This is a genomic window from Kurthia gibsonii (assembly GCF_006539985.1).
Lineage (GTDB): Bacteria > Bacillota > Bacilli > Bacillales_A > Planococcaceae > Kurthia > Kurthia gibsonii.
Map to the genome: position 1 here is coordinate 73,902 of NZ_BJOB01000005.1, position 16,049 is coordinate 89,950.

Below are 16,049 nucleotides of genomic sequence, written 5' to 3' on the forward strand. Positions count from 1 at the left end.
GAGGAGTTCAATAAATGAACGAAAAAAAGGTATATAGCTATGAGTGGGCAGGTAAGCCATTAGTTGTAGAAGTAGGTCAATTAGCAAAACAAGCAAACGGTGCAGTTATGGTACGCTACGGTGACACAGCAGTACTTTGTAACGCAACAGCTTCAAAAAAACCAAAGCAAACAGATTTCTTCCCATTAACAGTGAACTACGAAGAAAAAATGTATGCTGCTGGTAAAATTCCAGGTGGATTCGTTAAACGTGAAGGTCGTCCTTCAGAAAAAGCAGTTTTAACATCTCGTTTAATCGACCGTCCAATCCGTCCACTATTCCCTGATGGTTTCCGTAATGAAGTACAAGTAATCTCTATGGTCATGTCGAATGATCCAGATTGTAGTTCAGAAATGGCTGCAATGCTAGGTTCTTCACTTGCATTAATGGTATCAGATATTCCATTTGATGGCCCAATCGCAGGTGTAACAATCGGTATGATCGATGGTGAATTCATTGTTAACCCAACAGTGGAACAATTAAAAAATTCAACAATTGATTTAACAGTTGCAGGTACAAAAGATGCGATTAACATGGTTGAAGCTGGCGCACTTGAAGTACCAGAAGAAACAATGTTAGAAGCGATTGTTTTCGGTCATGAAGAAATCAAAAAAGTAATTGCCTTCCAAGAGCAAGTTGCTGCTGAATGTGGTAAAGAAAAAATGGAAGTACAGTTACAAACAATCAATGAAGAATTATATGAAGAAATTAAAGCTGCGCACGAAACAGAAATGAATGCAGCCATTCAAACACATGAAAAACATGCACGCGATGAAGCAATCGAAGCTGTTAAATCAGTTGTAGTAGCTGCATATGAAGAGAAATTAGCAGACGCAGAAGATCGTGATACAACATTAAAACAAGTAAATGAAATTTTAGATAAAATGGTGAAAGACGAAGTACGTCGTTTAATCACAGAAGATAAAGTACGTCCTGATGGTCGTAAATTAGACGAAATTCGTCCTCTATCATCTGAAGTTGGTTTATTACCACGTACACACGGTTCGGGTCTATTCACACGTGGTCAAACACAAGCACTATCAATTTGCACACTAGGTTCATTAAGTGATGTACAAATTATCGATGGTTTAGGTGTAGAAGAAAACAAACGCTTCATGCACCACTACAACTTCCCACAATTCTCAGTTGGTGAAACAGGACCAATGCGTGGACCAGGTCGTCGTGAAATTGGTCACGGTGCATTAGGTGAACGTGCATTATTAGCAGTTATTCCAGATGAAGCAGACTTCCCTTACACAATCCGTTGTGTATCTGAAGTATTGGAATCAAACGGTTCAACTTCTCAAGCGTCAATCTGTGGTTCAACACTAGCGATGATGGATGCAGGTGTACCTTTAAAAGCACCGGTAGCTGGTATTGCAATGGGCTTAATCAAAAAAGGTGAACACTACTCAATTTTAACAGATATTCAAGGTATGGAAGACCACTTAGGCGATATGGACTTCAAAGTAGCAGGTACAGCTAAAGGTGTAACAGCACTACAAATGGATATTAAAATCGACGGTTTATCACGTGAAATTTTAGAAGAAGCATTAACACAAGCAAAACACGGTCGTATGGTGATTCTTGAGTCAATGTTACAAACAATTGCTGAACCACGTGAACAGTTATCTGCATATGCACCAAAAATTAAATCAATTCATATTAAACCAGATAAAATCCGTGATGTTATTGGACCTGGTGGTAAACAAATCAATAAAATTATTGATGAAACAGGCGTAAAAATTGATACGGAACAAGACGGTACGATCTTTATCTCATCAGTTGATGAAGAGATGATTCAACGTGCACAAGATATGATTGAAAGTATCGTACGTGAAGCAAAAGTAGGGGAGTACTACTTAGGTAAAGTAAAACGTATCGAGAAATTCGGTGCTTTCCTTGAAATCTTCCCAGGTAAAGATGGTTTATTACACATTTCTGAGATTCAAGATGAGCGCACGAAAAATGTTGAAGACGTATTAAAAATCGGTGACGAGCTATTTGTAAAATGTATCGAAATCGACCGTCAAAATCGTGTCAACCTTTCTCGTAAAGTCGTTGTTCAAGAAGAAAAAGAAAAAGCAGCTGATTAATTTTTAATGTAATGAGTTGAATGCAGAAAGAGGTATGCCTTGTCGCTTTTCGAACGTAATTGAAAAGCAAAGGGTATACCTCTTTTTTAAAATAGGAGTGAAAAAATGTTAGAAAAATATACAGCTAAAAATGGTTTGCGTATTGTAGCAGAAAAAATGCCTCACGTTCGTTCTGTATCTTTTGGTATTTGGGTAAATGTTGGTTCGCGTTATGAAACACCAGAAGAGAATGGTTTAACACATTTTATTGAGCATATGCTATTTAAAGGAACGAAAACACGTAGTGCTAAACAAATTGCAGAAGACTTTGATCGCATCGGTGCACAGACAAATGCTTTTACATCAAAAGATCAAACATGTTATTACGTTGTCGCGATGGATCAACAAATTGAAGAAGCTGTGACGATATTAGCGGATATGTTTTTCCATTCTGTATTTGATCCAGAAGAAATGGAAAAAGAAAAACAAGTAATTGCAGAGGAGATGGCAATGACAGAAGATGCGCCTGATGATGATGTAGATGAACGTTTGTGGGCAGCGATGTTTGAAGGACATCCACTTGGCGCACCAATTTTAGGAACTGAGGCGACATTACAATCTTTCACGCAGCAACAAGTAAAGGATTTTATTCGTACGCATTATACTCCAGACCAAGTAGTGTTATCAGTTGCAGGGAATTTTGATGATGCACTCATTTCAAAACTACAAATATTGTTTGACCAATTTGAAAATGAAGAATCACGTGGTGTGATTACATTCGATCAGCCTGTTTTCCATGCAGTAGAAACAACGAAGAAAAGCCAAGTTGAGCAAGCACATGTTGTCATTGGTTTCCCGGGTCTTGCTGTAACAGATGAGCAAACAATCCCGTACCTTGTCATGAATAATATCTTTGGTGATTCGATGTCGTCGCGTTTATTCCAAAAAGTACGTGAAGAAAAAGCGCTGGCTTATACAGTATATTCATATTACGCAGCTTATCAAGATACAGGTGCATTCATGATTTATGGTGGTACATCGGTGAAACAGCGTGAACTAATGGAAAAAACAATCTTTGAAGTAATTGAAGAGTTTAAACAAACAGGTATTACAGAAGAAGAATTAATTTCAGCGAAACGTCAGTTGGAAAGTGATTTATTATTAGGGCTCGAAACATCATATGATTACATGACACGCAATGCGAAGAATGAAATTATTTATGGTCGTGAACGCACAATTGAAGAAGCGCTAGAACTATTAAGCCATGTAACGGTTGAGCAGGTGAATGAACAAATCGCAGCAACTTTTAATCAACCACATGCGAAATCAATCATTAGCAGTGAATTTTAAAAAATCTCCCTGATTGGGAGTTTTTTTATTTGGATATGAATCGATTGTATTTTAAAAATCATTTAATACTTAAAAATAAAAAAAGAGAGAAAATGGTATTTCAATAGCCTTTTAAGTTGAAAAAAGATTTAATATACTAAATAATTGAATTATTATACACAATTTAATTGGGGTATGGTACAATTACGCCATTATATATTGGAATAGGGAGAGATGTTTGAATGGCTAAAGAATTAACAGTAGCTGTTGTAGGAGCTACAGGTGCAGTAGGAACAAAGATGATGGAGCAGCTTGTGAAGCGAAAGTTTCCAGTTGGTAAGCTGAAATTACTTGCATCAAAGCGCTCAGCAGGGAATACACTGGATTTTGCTGGTCAAACATACACAATTGAAGAAGCAACACCAGAAGCTTTTGAAGGCGTAGATGTTGCGTTATTTAGTGCAGGAGGTTCGGTTTCAAAAGTATTAGCAAAAGAGGCTGCAAAACGTGGTGCGGTTGTGATTGATAATACAAGTGCATTCCGTATGGACCCAGAAGTACCACTTGTTGTACCAGAAGTAAACCGCGCAGATTTAAAAGAACATAATGGAATCATCGCGAATCCAAATTGTTCAACAATTCAAATGGTTGTCGCACTAGAGCCAATTCGTCAAGCATTTGGTTTGAAAAATATTATTGTATCTACATACCAAGCAGTATCTGGTTCAGGTGTCAGTGCAATTGAAGAATTACATCAGCAAAGTCTTGCGTGGGATGAAGGTAAAAATGTAGAAGCAAATATTTTACCTGTAAAGAGCGACAAGAAGCACTTCCCAATCGCACGTAATGTACTACCACAAATTGATGTCTTCACAGAAAATGGTTTTACGTACGAAGAAATGAAAATGATTAACGAAACGAAGAAAATTATGCATGATGATGCATTAGCAGTTGCAGCAACTTGTGTACGTGTACCAGTTGTAGCAGGTCATTCTGAGTCTGTATTTGTAGAAGTAGATAAAACGGGTGTAACAGTAGAAGAATTCCGTAAAGCATTAGAAAATGCACCAGGCGTTGTTGTACAAGATGATATCACGAATCAACAATATCCAATGCCATTATTTGCAGAAGGCGAAGATCCAACATTTGTTGGACGTATTCGTAAAGACTTAGCAAATGATCGCGGATTCCATCTATGGATTGTAGCAGATAACCTATTAAAAGGTGCTGCACTGAATTCAATTCAAATTGCAGAAGCCATGTTAGAAGACGGACTACTATAATATAAAAATAATAAAGGGGTTGGATTTTTTATGAATATTGGTAATATTGGGACGGCAATGGTAACACCATTTACAAAAGATGGTGGGATGGTTGACTATAAACATTTAGCAGGTATGATTGAACATTTAATTAAAACAGGTACAGATACAATTGTTGTATTAGGTACAACAGGGGAAGTGCCAACGCTTTCAACGGAAGAAAAATTAGATGTCTTAAAATACACAGTCGATCAAGTAAATGGACGTGTACCAGTTATCGCGGGTGTAGGTGACAACGAAACATACTACTCAAAAATTATGGCACAAAAAGCTGAAGTTGCTGGGGTAGACGGGGTTATGCTTGTAGCACCTTACTATAATAAGCCAAACCAACGTGGTATTTATGCTCACTTTGCTGATATTGCGCAGTCTGTTTCAGTTCCTGTCATGCTTTATAATATTCCAGGACGTACTGGAATTAATATCGAGCCAGATACAGTAGCAAAATTAAGTAAAATTCCAAACATCCAAATTATTAAAGAAGCAAGTGGCGATTTAGACCAAATGACTGAAATTCTTTCTTTAACAGATGATGATTTCACAGTATATAGCGGTGATGATGGTATTACATTACCACTTCTTGCAGCAGGCGGTCATGGCGTTATTTCTGTAGCAGCACATGTTGTTGGGGAAGATATGCAGCGTATGATTTCTTTATTCAAAGAGGGACGCCATGCAGAAGCAGCAAAAATTCACCAAGCATTATTACCATTAATTCGTGCTCTATTTGCACAACCAAGTCCAGCGCCTGTTAAATATGCATTATCGAAACTAGGTTTATGTAACGAAAATGTTCGTTTACCAATTGTTAATTTAACAGATGAAGAAAAAGCAGCATTTGATCAAGTTTGGGATCACTATTTCCAAACACAAAAAACATTTGCTTAATTCAATAATTATAATGAGCTATTCATCTGAGACGCATAGATGAACGGCTTGTTTTTTATTTTTTAGAAATAGAGGCTAGATTTCTTCTGAAATAAAAATAGAAGGAACCGTCATTTCTTAATTGTGAAAAACGGTTTCAAGCCTTATAATGAATGTAAGTGGTTGCTGTACGGGATTATTTTAGGAGGAAAAGAAGTGGCTAAAACTAAAAATGAAGTTATACGCGTCATTCCACTAGGTGGCGTTAGTGAAATTGGCAAAGCGATGTACGTCGTAGAAATTGACGAAGATCTATTTGTCGTAGATAGTGGATTAATGTTCCCAGAAGATGATATGTTAGGAATCGATTATGTTATTCCAGATATGTCGTTTTTAGTAGAGAACAAAGAACGTGTGAAAGGTATTTTCTTAACGCATGGTCATGAAGATGCGATTGGCTCAATTGCTTATTTATTAAATAAAGTAAATGCACCAGTTTATGGCTCTAAATTGACGATTGCTCTTGCAAAAGAACATTTAAAAGAGAAGCCTGCTCCACATCAAGTGAAGTTCTTTGAAGTAACAAATAAAAGTCGTATGAATTTTAAAACAACCTATGTAACATTCTTTAATACAACACATAGTATTCCAGATTCATTAGGTATTGTGTTCCACACATCAGAAGGTGCAATTGTACACACAGGTGAGTTCAAATTCGACCAATCTGCACAAGGGAAGTATCGTCCAGATATTTCAAAAATGGCGCAACTAGGAGACGAAGGCGTATTTATTTTGATGTCAGATTCTACAGAAGCAGAACGTCCTGGTCATACAATTTCTGAAAATGTTGTAAAAGAAAGACTAGAAAAAACATTCCATCAAGCAGAAGGACGTATTTTAGTTGCTTGTTATGCTTCAAACTTTATTCGTATTCAACAAGTCTTTAATCAAGCAATAGCGCTTGAGAAAAAAGTAGCGATTGTAGGTAGAAGTTTAGAAAATACATTTGAAGTTGGCATGCGCTTAGGTTATTTATCAATCGACCCAGAATACGTAATCCCAGTAAGTAAGATGAACGATTATGAAGACCAAGAAATTGTAGCAATTATTACAGGAAATCAAGGTGAACCACTAGAAGGTTTAGAAAAAATTATCCGTAAACATCACCGCGATATCCGTTTAAAACCATCAGATACGGTTTTAATTACATTCACTCCATCTCCAGCAATGGAAGTGCAAATTTCTGAAACAATGAACACATTAGCAAAAATGGGCGTAAAAGTAATGGCTGCTGATAAAAAAGTACATGTATCAGGTCATGGTTCTCAAGAAGATTTAAAAATGATGATCAACTTAATGCGACCAAAATATTTCATTCCAATTCAAGGTGAATACCGCATGTTAATTTCACATTCGAAACTAGCACAAGAATTAGGTATGAATAAAAAACAAATTTTTATCGCAGATAAAGGCGATATCGTTGAATATAAGAACGGTAAGATGCGTATGGCAGGTCGTGTCAATGCAGGTAATGTTCTAATTGACGGTATTGGTGTCGGTGACGTAGGTAATATCGTATTACGTGACCGTAAACTATTAAGTCAAGATGGTATCTTTATTGTCGTTGTGACAATCAATAAAAAATCAAAACAAATTGCTTCAGGTCCAGAAATTTTATCTCGTGGTTTCGTATATGTACGTGAATCAGAAGAATTAATGGATGAGTCTGCGAAATTAGTTCGTGGCGTTGTAGAGAAGTATGTAAGTAAAGGTTCATATGAATGGACTGCAATCAAACAAGAGATTCGTGATACGTTGAATAGTTATCTATTCCAACAAACGAAGCGTCGTCCAATGATTATCCCAATTATTATGGAATACTAAGAAGCAACGAATAAAAGGATTTCCTTACCAATACGGGTAGGAAATCCTTTTTTGTTTTATAATAGAGAAAAGGAGGTGGAATCATGGCAACTTCAAGAAAAACAACAAAAAAACCAACTACAACAAAAAGGCAAACTACGCGAAAGAAAGCGGCACCTACTAAACGAAAAGTGACGGCAAAGAAGAAGGTACTTTCGCCTTTAATATATGAAATTATAGGACTCGCCATTATTGCGATTGCAATTGTTTCTTTTTTTAGATTAGGAATTGTCGGTGATAGTCTACAAGCGGTCATGAAATTTTTATTTGGTAATTGGTATGTGGTGGTTCCGTTTCTAATGACGGGATATGCTGTATATATGATGATTATTCGCGCATTACCAGAATTTAAAAATCGTTTTGTATGGGGATTTTCAATTTTATTAGCAAGTGCAACATTATTTAGTCAAATTGCTTTATTTAAAGAGAATATGTCTGAAAAACAATCTGTACTAGTTCAAACATGGCGTGTATTAGTAAGTGAGCGAGGTGTACTTGAACTAGATGCATCGCTTGGTGGTGGCATGGTAGGTGGTTTATTATTTGCATTTTGCCATGTTTTATTTGATACAACGGGTGCTACAATTATGGCGTGGTTACTCGGTGTTGTAGCATTTATTCTGATTACAGGACGTGCATTAGTACCCTATCTTATGCAGCAATGGCCTATTTGGAAAGAGTCTATTGTAAGTCGTCGCAAAGAAGTAAGAGAAGCAAGAAAATATCGACGTGCTGTCAAAAAACAATTACAAAATCAAAAAGTAGAAAAAGAAACAAAAACTACAATCATTCCAATGCCTGAAAGAGAGCAAGAGCTAGCTGTAGAAGAAGTAGTAGAAGAACAACCACCTTTACCGAAAAAAGAACCGAAAATCTCTGCTTTTACGCAGCGCGTAGAGGAGACGCTTACGGAAGAACCAACAGCTGAGCAATTAGTAGAAGAAGAATTAAAGGATGGTGTGGTGCTACAAGAAGAGGGAGAGCTTGAAAATAAACAATATAAATTACCTCAAATGACACTACTAAAAATGCCGAAACCAACGGATCAAAGTGGCGAATTCTCTGTTATTCAAGAAAATGCGATGAAGCTAGAGCAAACATTCCAGTCTTTTGGTGTGAAAGCAACTGTAACAGAAGTACATCTCGGCCCTGCTGTAACAGAATATGAAGTATTACCAGATCGCGGTGTAAAAGTCAGTAAGATTGTTAATTTACAAGATGATTTGGCTTTAGCACTTGCAGCAAAAGATATTCGAATTGAAGCACCGATTCCAGGGAAATCTGCTGTAGGAATTGAAGTGCCGAATAAAGAAGTGGCGATGGTCGGTTTACGCGAAGTATTAGAGGCAAAAGAAAATAATCAACCAGATGCCAAATTATTGATTGGTTTAGGGCGTGATATTTCAGGTGAAGCGAAACTTGCGCAACTCAATAAGATGCCCCATTTACTTGTAGCAGGATCTACAGGTAGTGGTAAATCGGTTTGTATTAATGGGATTATTGTTAGTATTCTAATGCGTGCAAAACCACATGAGGTTAAATTAATGATGATCGATCCAAAAATGGTGGAACTGAATGTGTATAATGGTATTCCTCATTTACTTGCCCCTGTTGTAACAGATGCGCGAAAAGCTTCACAAGCATTAAAAAAAGTTGTGTCAGAAATGGAACGTAGGTATGATTTGTTCTCACATACGGGTACAAGGAATATAGAAGGGTATAATAATCATGTGGATCGATTTAATGCAGAAAATGATGAAAAGCATCCACACCTACCTTTCATTGTTGTTATTGTAGATGAATTGGCAGATTTGATGATGGTGGCTTCCAATGATGTTGAAGATTCTATTACACGTTTAGCCCAGATGGCACGTGCAGCAGGAATTCATTTAATCATTGCGACACAAAGACCTTCTGTAGATGTCATCACAGGTGTTATTAAAGCCAATATTCCATCGCGAATCGCTTTCGCTGTATCTTCAGCGATTGATTCGAGAACGATTTTAGATATGGGGGGTGCTGAGCGCTTACTTGGACGAGGAGATATGTTGTTTTTACCAGCAGGTGAATCGAAGCCTGTACGTGTACAAGGTGCTTTCGTATCGGATGAAGAAGTAGAAGAAATCGTGAATTATGTAATCGGTCAACAAAAGGCACAGTATCAAGAAGAGATGATTCCAAGTGAGGAAGAGGAAGCAACGGATCACGAAGATTTAGATGAGCTTTATTTACAAGCGGTGGACTTAGTGATTGAACAAGATACAGCAAGCGTCTCATTCCTACAACGTAAATTAAAAGTAGGTTATGCACGTGCAGCACGTATCATGGATCAAATGGAAGAACGAGGCATCGTTGGACCAGCTGAAAAAAGTAAGCCGAGACAAGTATTGCAAAATCGATATTAATACAGATGTTTGTATGTAATATGCGAGATGTATGGTTAAGGAAAATAAAAAATCAAAAAATCGAGTAAGTATTTTCGAGCATAAACGGAACTTTAAGCAAGGAAACGCGTAGTGAGAGTGAGTAGTATAGATGTATAAAAAGTGAATTATAAATAACTAAAAATATACATCTGTGACAAATAAATAGTAAAACCATGACAGTTTTAAGAAAAAAACGACTGTTTTAACACAGATTTTTTTGAAATCTATTTATTTCATGTTTTAAAAATGGTATAGTAATGTCTGATTAGCAGGAATGTTTTACGTCTGATGTCTGATGTCTAATTGGTGGTGATTTGAATGTCTATAAAATCAGATTATCGTCATTTGTATCTACAAGTGATTGATCACTTGAAGGCTGATATAGAAAATGGGGTTTTTAAAGAGAATGAAAAACTACCATCTGAATTTGAGCTTTCAAAATCACTTGGAGTCAGTCGTGCAACACTCCGTGAAGCACTGAGACTGTTGGAAGAGGAAAATATCATTGTTCGTCGACACGGAGTTGGTACGTTCGTCAATCCTAAGCCAGTATTCACTTCCGGCATTGAACAACTTAGAAGTATTTCGTCCATGATTCAAGATGCAGGAATGGAACCAGGGACCATTTATTTGAATTCAACAAAGACCCTTTCGAATGAAGAAGATATTAAACGCTTTCAATGCGATGAAGGTGATTATATATTAACGATTAAACGTGTTCGTACTGCAAATGGCGAGCCAGTCGTTTACTGCGTAGATCAAGTACCTAGTCAACACATGCCTAGGGATTTTGAGAACCGACATGATTCTTCCATTTTTTCAGCTTTAGAAGAAACAGGGAAAATTCATGTAGCCTATGCGGTAACATATATTAACCCAGTCGGAGCACATCCAGAAGTATCTGCAATACTCAAGAGTGGACAAGACGTTCCACTGCTCTTATTAACACAGCTCCATTACGATGATAACGATCGTGTGGTACTGTATTCTAAAAACTACTTTAGAGCTGATAAATTCAGTTTCCACGTAGTTCGAAAACGCGTTTAACATCAACTATTCGTTCCTGCTATCGAAAATACAACTAATTACTTTTTGGGAGGACACCAAAATGAAAAAGCGTAACTTAGGTTTAGCATTAACAGCTGTTTTAGCTTCAAGTACTTTATTAGCTGCTTGTGGTTCAGATGATGCAAAAAAAGGCGATACAAAAAAAGAGGACAAAGACAACTTCACAGTTGCTATGGTAACTGATACAGGCGGTATTGACGATAAGTCATTCAACCAATCTACTTGGGATGGTATCCAAGAGTACGGTAAAGAAAACGGCCTAACAAAAGGTGATGGTGGAATTGACTACCTACAATCGAACCAAGATTCAGAATTTACTACAAATCTTCAAAAATTAGTTCGTCGTGACTTCGACTTAATTTTCGCTGTAGGTTATAAACTACACGATTCAGTATCACAAGTTGCAAAACAACAAAAAGATTCTAAATTTGCAATCATTGATGAAATTGTTGAAGGTCAAGATAACGTAGCATCAATTATGTTTAAAGCAAACGAAGCTTCATTCTTAGCAGGTGTTGCAGCAGCATTACAAACAAAAACAGATAAAGTTGGATTCATCGGCGGTATTAAGAGTGAAGTAATCGACGGTTTCCAAGCTGGTTTTGAAGCGGGTGTTAAAGCAGCTAACCCGAAAGTAAAAGTTGACGTTCAATACGCTGGTTCATTCGGTGATGCAGCAAAAGGTCAAACAATTGCAAAACGTATGTATGATTCAGGCGCAGATATTATCTTCCACGCAGCTGGTGGTACAGGTACAGGTCTATTCACTGAAGCAAAAGAACGTAAGAAAAAAGATCCTAATGCAGACGTATGGGCAATCGGTGTAGACCGTGATCAATACGACGAAGGTAAAGTTGGCGACAAAAACATCGTATTAACTTCAGTGTTAAAACGTGTTGATATCGCTGCAAAAGACGTTTCTAACTTAGGTAAAGACGGTAAATTCCCTGGCGGTAAAACAATCACTTACGGTCTAAAAGACGATGGTGTTGGTTTAGCTGATTCTCACGGTGCAATCACTTCAAAAACACAAAAGAAAATTGATGAATATAAAGAAAAAATCATCAAAGGCGAAATCACAGTTCCTGAAAAACCAGGTAAATAATTTTGTATTACTGCATCATGGAGGAATACTCCTCCATGATGTTTTTAACATTAAAATTAATAGAGGGAAAAATATACTTTTCTGTATTTTTCGTTGTGTTAATTTTTTAACCTTTGTTAACTTATTTATTACTATATAGAGCCTGAAGGAGTGAGCACATTGGAATATGTGATTGAGATGCTGGGAATTCGCAAGCAGTTTGGGGATTTCGTTGCAAATGATGATATCACCCTTCAACTGCAAAAAGGTGAGATCCATGCCTTACTTGGTGAGAATGGAGCAGGTAAATCAACTTTGATGAACGTACTTTTTGGTTTATACCAACCAGAAGCGGGCCAAATCAAAGTAAACGGTAAAGAAGTTCAAATTACCGACCCGAATAAAGCTAATGAACTTGGCATCGGGATGGTTCACCAACACTTTATGTTAGTTGAAAATTTTACGGTGACGGAAAACATCATTTTAGGTAGTGAACCTACGAAGATGGGGTTAATCAATATTCGCAAAGCTGCGAAAAAAGTAAAAGCCCTATCGGAGCAATATGGATTGAATGTTGATCCATACGCAAAAATTGAAGATATTTCGGTTGGTATGCAACAACGTGTTGAGATTTTAAAAACGTTGTATCGTGGCGCTGAGATGTTAATCTTTGATGAACCAACCGCTTCTCTTACACCACAAGAGATTGAAGAGTTGATTCAAATCATGAAGCGTTTAATCGCTGAAGGTAAGTCAATTATCTTAATCACACATAAATTAAAAGAAATCATGGAAGTATCAGATCGCGTAACGATTATTCGTAAAGGTAAGGGAATTGGAACAGTAACAACTGCTGAGACGAACCCAGACCAATTAGCTGAGATGATGGTTGGACGACAAGTTGTCTTCAAAACTGAAAAAACACCTGCACATCCAAAAGAAGTGATTTTACAAGTGGAAAATTTAACTGTAACTGATAACCGTAATATTGAGCGCGTTAAAAACTTAAACTTATCCGTTCGAGCTGGGGAAATTGTGGGGATTGCCGGAATTGATGGAAATGGTCAATCTGAGCTAATCGAAGCAATTACCGGTCTTCGCAAGGTATCAAGTGGTAAAGTTACCTTAAAAGGAAAAGATTTAACGAATTTAAAACCGCGTAAAATTACTGAAACGGGTGTTGGACATATTCCACAAGACCGTCATAAACATGGTCTTGTACTTGATTATCCAATTAGCTATAACATTGCATTACAAACATACTATCAAAAGCCGATTTCGAAAGCCGGCATTATTGATTACAAAAAAGTAAACAAGTTAGCAGAAGCAATTATCGAAGAATATGATGTGCGTACACCAAGTCCTTCAACAGAAGCACGCGCATTATCAGGTGGTAACCAACAAAAAGCAATTATTGGTCGTGAAGTAAATCGTGACCCAGAATTATTAATTGCCGCACTACCAACGCGTGGTCTAGATGTAGGTGCGATTGAATTTATTCACAGACGTTTAATTGAACAACGTGATAAAGGAAAAGCAGTATTACTTATTTCATTTGAATTAGATGAGGTTATGAACGTATCAGATAGCATTGCCGTTATTCATGATGGTTCAATCATCGATACAGTAAAACCACAAGAAACAACAGAACAAAAGCTTGGTTTATTAATGGCTGGTCAGTCACTACATGCTGAGCAAGATAAGGTAGGTGACGAATAATGTCTAGTCGTTTTAATGCGATTATGATTCCAATTATCTCGATTATTTTAGGTTTAATTGTTGGTGCAATCGTTATGGCTTCTACAGGCTTTAACCCAGTCGATGGTTACCTAGCATTATGGGAAGGTATTTTTGGTGACACATATAACATTGGTGAAACTGTTCGTACAATCATTCCATATGTATTTGCCGGTTTAGCGGTTGCATTTGCATTCCGTACAGGTATGTTCAACATCGGTGTTGAAGGTCAATTAATCATGGGTTGGTTAGCAGCAGCATACGTAGGTTATGCATTCAACTTACCAACAGGTTTACATGCAGTTGTGGCTATTTTAGCAGCAGCAGTAGCAGGTGGTTTATGGGCATTCATTCCGGGTCTATTAAAAGCAAAGTTACAAGTGCATGAAGTAATCGTAACAATTATGATGAACTACATCGCACTTCATGTAGTCAATGCGGCGATTAGTGCAATGTCAAATGGTGGTGAAAAGACGCCAGATATTCATGATTCAGCTCGTATTTCTTCTGAATTTTTATCAAGTATTACACAATATTCACGTTTACACTGGGGCTTCATTGTCGCAATTTTAGCCGTTATTATTATGTGGTTCATTCTAGAAAAAACAAAGACAGGTTACGAATTAAAAGCAGTTGGATTCAACAAGAATGCTTCTGAATATGCAGGTATGAATGTAAGTCGTAATATCATCATGGCAATGGTTATCTCAGGTGCCTTTGCTGGTCTAGGTGGTGCGATGGAAGCGTTAGGTACATTTGGAAATATCTCACGTATGACAGCCTTCACAGGAATTGGATTTGACGGGATCGCGGTTGCATTATTAGGTGCAAACCAACCATTTGGTGTATTGCTTGGCGCAATCTTATTCGGTGGTTTGAAAAATGGTGGTACAAACATGCCAAGTGCAGCAGGTATCCCAGACGAAATCGTAACAATTGTTATTGCATTAATTATTTTCTTCGTAGCTTCAGGCTACATCATCCAATTAGCTTTATCTAAAATTGCAAAAAATAAAGCTGCTAAGAAGACTGTAAAGGAGGAGAAATAATATGAGCTTTTTAGATGTGTTGGAGTTCATTATTCCTTCTGCGATTCTATATGCTTCTCCATTAATTATCACAGCAATCGGTGGCGTATTCACTGAGCGTTCTGGTGTTGTAAATATCGGTCTTGAAGGTATTATGGTAATCGGAGCATTTATCAGTATTGTATTCAACTTAAGTTTTGCAGATCAACTAGGTACGTGGACCCCGTGGGTAGGTCTACTTGTAGCAATGGTTGTTGGTTTACTTTTCTCATTAATTTTAGCAGTCGCAGCTGTATCACTTCGAGCTGACCAGACCGTATCTGGGGTAGCGCTGAATATGCTAGCTTTAGCAGTTGCAGTGTTTTCAACAAAATTAATTTATGAAAAAGGTCAAACGGATTCGATTAGTCAACGTTTTTCACGTTTTGATATTCCAGTATTAAGCGATATCCCTGTTTTAGGGAAGATGTTCTTTACAGACGTATATGGTACATCGATTTTAGCGATCGTCGTAGCGATTTTAGCATGGTTTGTTCTATTTAAAACACCATTTGGTTTACGTATTCGTTCTGTAGGTGAACATCCAATGGCAGCAGATACAATGGGTGTTAAAGTAACACGTATTCGTTACTATGCGGTTATGATTTCAGGCGCATTAGGTGGTATTGGTGGTGCGATTTATGCACAAGCAATCACTGGTAACTTTGCAGCTAACACTATTAGTGGTCAAGGTTTCATCGCGATTGCAGCGATGATCTTTGGTAAGTGGCATCCACTAGGTGCATTAGGAGCAGCTCTATTCTTCGGTTTAGCGCAATCACTAAGTATTGTTGGAACGTCGATTCCATATGTAAGAGATGTACCAGAAGTAGTATTATTCATCCTTCCATACGTATTAACAATCTTAGCTTTAGCTGGATTCGTTGGAAAAGCGACAGCACCAAAAGCATCAGGTAAGCCTTACATTAAAGGTAAAAGATAATAGTTGAATGACTAATTATTCTATGAAGCGTAACGATTCAAGACGAGTCGTTACGCTTTGTTTTATTTTAAAATAAAAATCATCCATAATATTTTCCTATTTAATATGAAAGGCTTACAATAAACATTATATAACTATATTTTTAAATACAATTAGTTGCCAAATAGGG

General features: G+C 37.2%; 11 protein-coding genes. All 11 read left to right on the plus strand.

Features of this window, described 5'->3' with window-relative positions; all coding sequences use genetic code 11:
• Window positions 1-14 precede the first annotated feature (14 nt).
• The 11 genes from pnp to KGI01_RS02840 all read left to right on the plus strand — a co-directional run bounded on the left by pnp (window position 15) and on the right by KGI01_RS02840 (window position 15,880).
• Window positions 15-2,135 carry a polyribonucleotide nucleotidyltransferase gene (gene pnp, locus KGI01_RS02790; RefSeq protein ID WP_141273067.1) on the plus strand — a complete coding sequence of 707 codons (2,121 nt, stop codon included), beginning with the start codon at window positions 15-17 and terminating at the stop codon, window positions 2,133-2,135.
• Between the two features lie 105 nt (window positions 2,136-2,240).
• Window positions 2,241-3,464 carry a M16 family metallopeptidase gene (locus KGI01_RS02795; RefSeq protein ID WP_141273069.1) on the plus strand — a complete coding sequence of 408 codons (1,224 nt, stop codon included), beginning with the start codon at window positions 2,241-2,243 and terminating at the stop codon, window positions 3,462-3,464.
• 221 nt (window positions 3,465-3,685) lie between these two features.
• A complete protein-coding gene (locus KGI01_RS02800; RefSeq protein ID WP_141273071.1) occupies window positions 3,686-4,726 on the plus strand; it encodes an aspartate-semialdehyde dehydrogenase in 1,041 nt (346 codons plus the stop codon).
• 30 nt (window positions 4,727-4,756) lie between these two features.
• A complete protein-coding gene (gene dapA / locus KGI01_RS02805) occupies window positions 4,757-5,653 on the plus strand; it encodes a 4-hydroxy-tetrahydrodipicolinate synthase (RefSeq protein WP_141273073.1) in 897 nt (298 codons plus the stop codon).
• A gap of 195 nt (window positions 5,654-5,848) precedes the next feature.
• On the plus strand, window positions 5,849-7,516 hold the full coding sequence (locus KGI01_RS02810; RefSeq protein ID WP_141273076.1) for a ribonuclease J: 1,668 nt from the start codon (window positions 5,849-5,851) through the stop codon (window positions 7,514-7,516).
• 83 nt (window positions 7,517-7,599) lie between these two features.
• A complete protein-coding gene (locus KGI01_RS02815) occupies window positions 7,600-9,960 on the plus strand; it encodes a DNA translocase FtsK (protein WP_141273078.1) in 2,361 nt (786 codons plus the stop codon).
• 339 nt (window positions 9,961-10,299) lie between these two features.
• Entirely contained in the window at window positions 10,300-11,028 is a 729-nt protein-coding gene (locus KGI01_RS02820; protein WP_141273080.1) for a GntR family transcriptional regulator, read from the plus strand.
• 61 nt (window positions 11,029-11,089) lie between these two features.
• Window positions 11,090-12,154, plus strand: a complete 1,065-nt coding sequence (locus KGI01_RS02825) for a BMP family lipoprotein (RefSeq protein ID WP_141273083.1) — start codon at window positions 11,090-11,092, stop codon at window positions 12,152-12,154.
• Window positions 12,155-12,313: 159 nt separating this feature from the next.
• Window positions 12,314-13,852, plus strand: coding sequence for an ABC transporter ATP-binding protein (locus tag KGI01_RS02830; protein ID WP_141273085.1), 1,539 nt, complete (start codon window positions 12,314-12,316; stop codon window positions 13,850-13,852).
• Window positions 13,852-14,919: an ABC transporter permease gene (locus tag KGI01_RS02835; RefSeq protein ID WP_141273087.1), complete on the plus strand. Its 1,068-nt coding sequence runs from the start codon at window positions 13,852-13,854 to the stop codon at window positions 14,917-14,919. The genes KGI01_RS02830 and KGI01_RS02835 overlap by 1 nt, the downstream gene beginning before the upstream one ends.
• 1 nt (window position 14,920) lies before the next feature.
• Window positions 14,921-15,880, plus strand: a complete 960-nt coding sequence (locus KGI01_RS02840) for an ABC transporter permease (protein ID WP_068454702.1) — start codon at window positions 14,921-14,923, stop codon at window positions 15,878-15,880.
• The last annotated feature ends 169 nt before the right edge of the window (window positions 15,881-16,049 follow it).

Bases quoted from the DNA above. Each gene is read 5' to 3' on its own strand.
- pnp (WP_141273067.1), top strand. From the start codon at position 15: ATGAACGAAAAAAAGGTATATAGCTATGAGTGGGCAGGTAAGCCATTA.
- KGI01_RS02795 (WP_141273069.1), top strand. From the start codon at position 2,241: ATGTTAGAAAAATATACAGCTAAAAATGGTTTGCGTATTGTAGCAGAA.
- KGI01_RS02800 (WP_141273071.1), top strand. From the start codon at position 3,686: ATGGCTAAAGAATTAACAGTAGCTGTTGTAGGAGCTACAGGTGCAGTA.
- dapA (WP_141273073.1), top strand. From the start codon at position 4,757: ATGAATATTGGTAATATTGGGACGGCAATGGTAACACCATTTACAAAA.
- KGI01_RS02815 (WP_141273078.1), top strand. From the start codon at position 7,600: ATGGCAACTTCAAGAAAAACAACAAAAAAACCAACTACAACAAAAAGG.
- KGI01_RS02820 (WP_141273080.1), top strand. From the start codon at position 10,300: ATGTCTATAAAATCAGATTATCGTCATTTGTATCTACAAGTGATTGAT.
- KGI01_RS02825 (WP_141273083.1), top strand. From the start codon at position 11,090: ATGAAAAAGCGTAACTTAGGTTTAGCATTAACAGCTGTTTTAGCTTCA.
- KGI01_RS02835 (WP_141273087.1), top strand. From the start codon at position 13,852: ATGTCTAGTCGTTTTAATGCGATTATGATTCCAATTATCTCGATTATT.
- KGI01_RS02840 (WP_068454702.1), top strand. From the start codon at position 14,921: ATGAGCTTTTTAGATGTGTTGGAGTTCATTATTCCTTCTGCGATTCTA.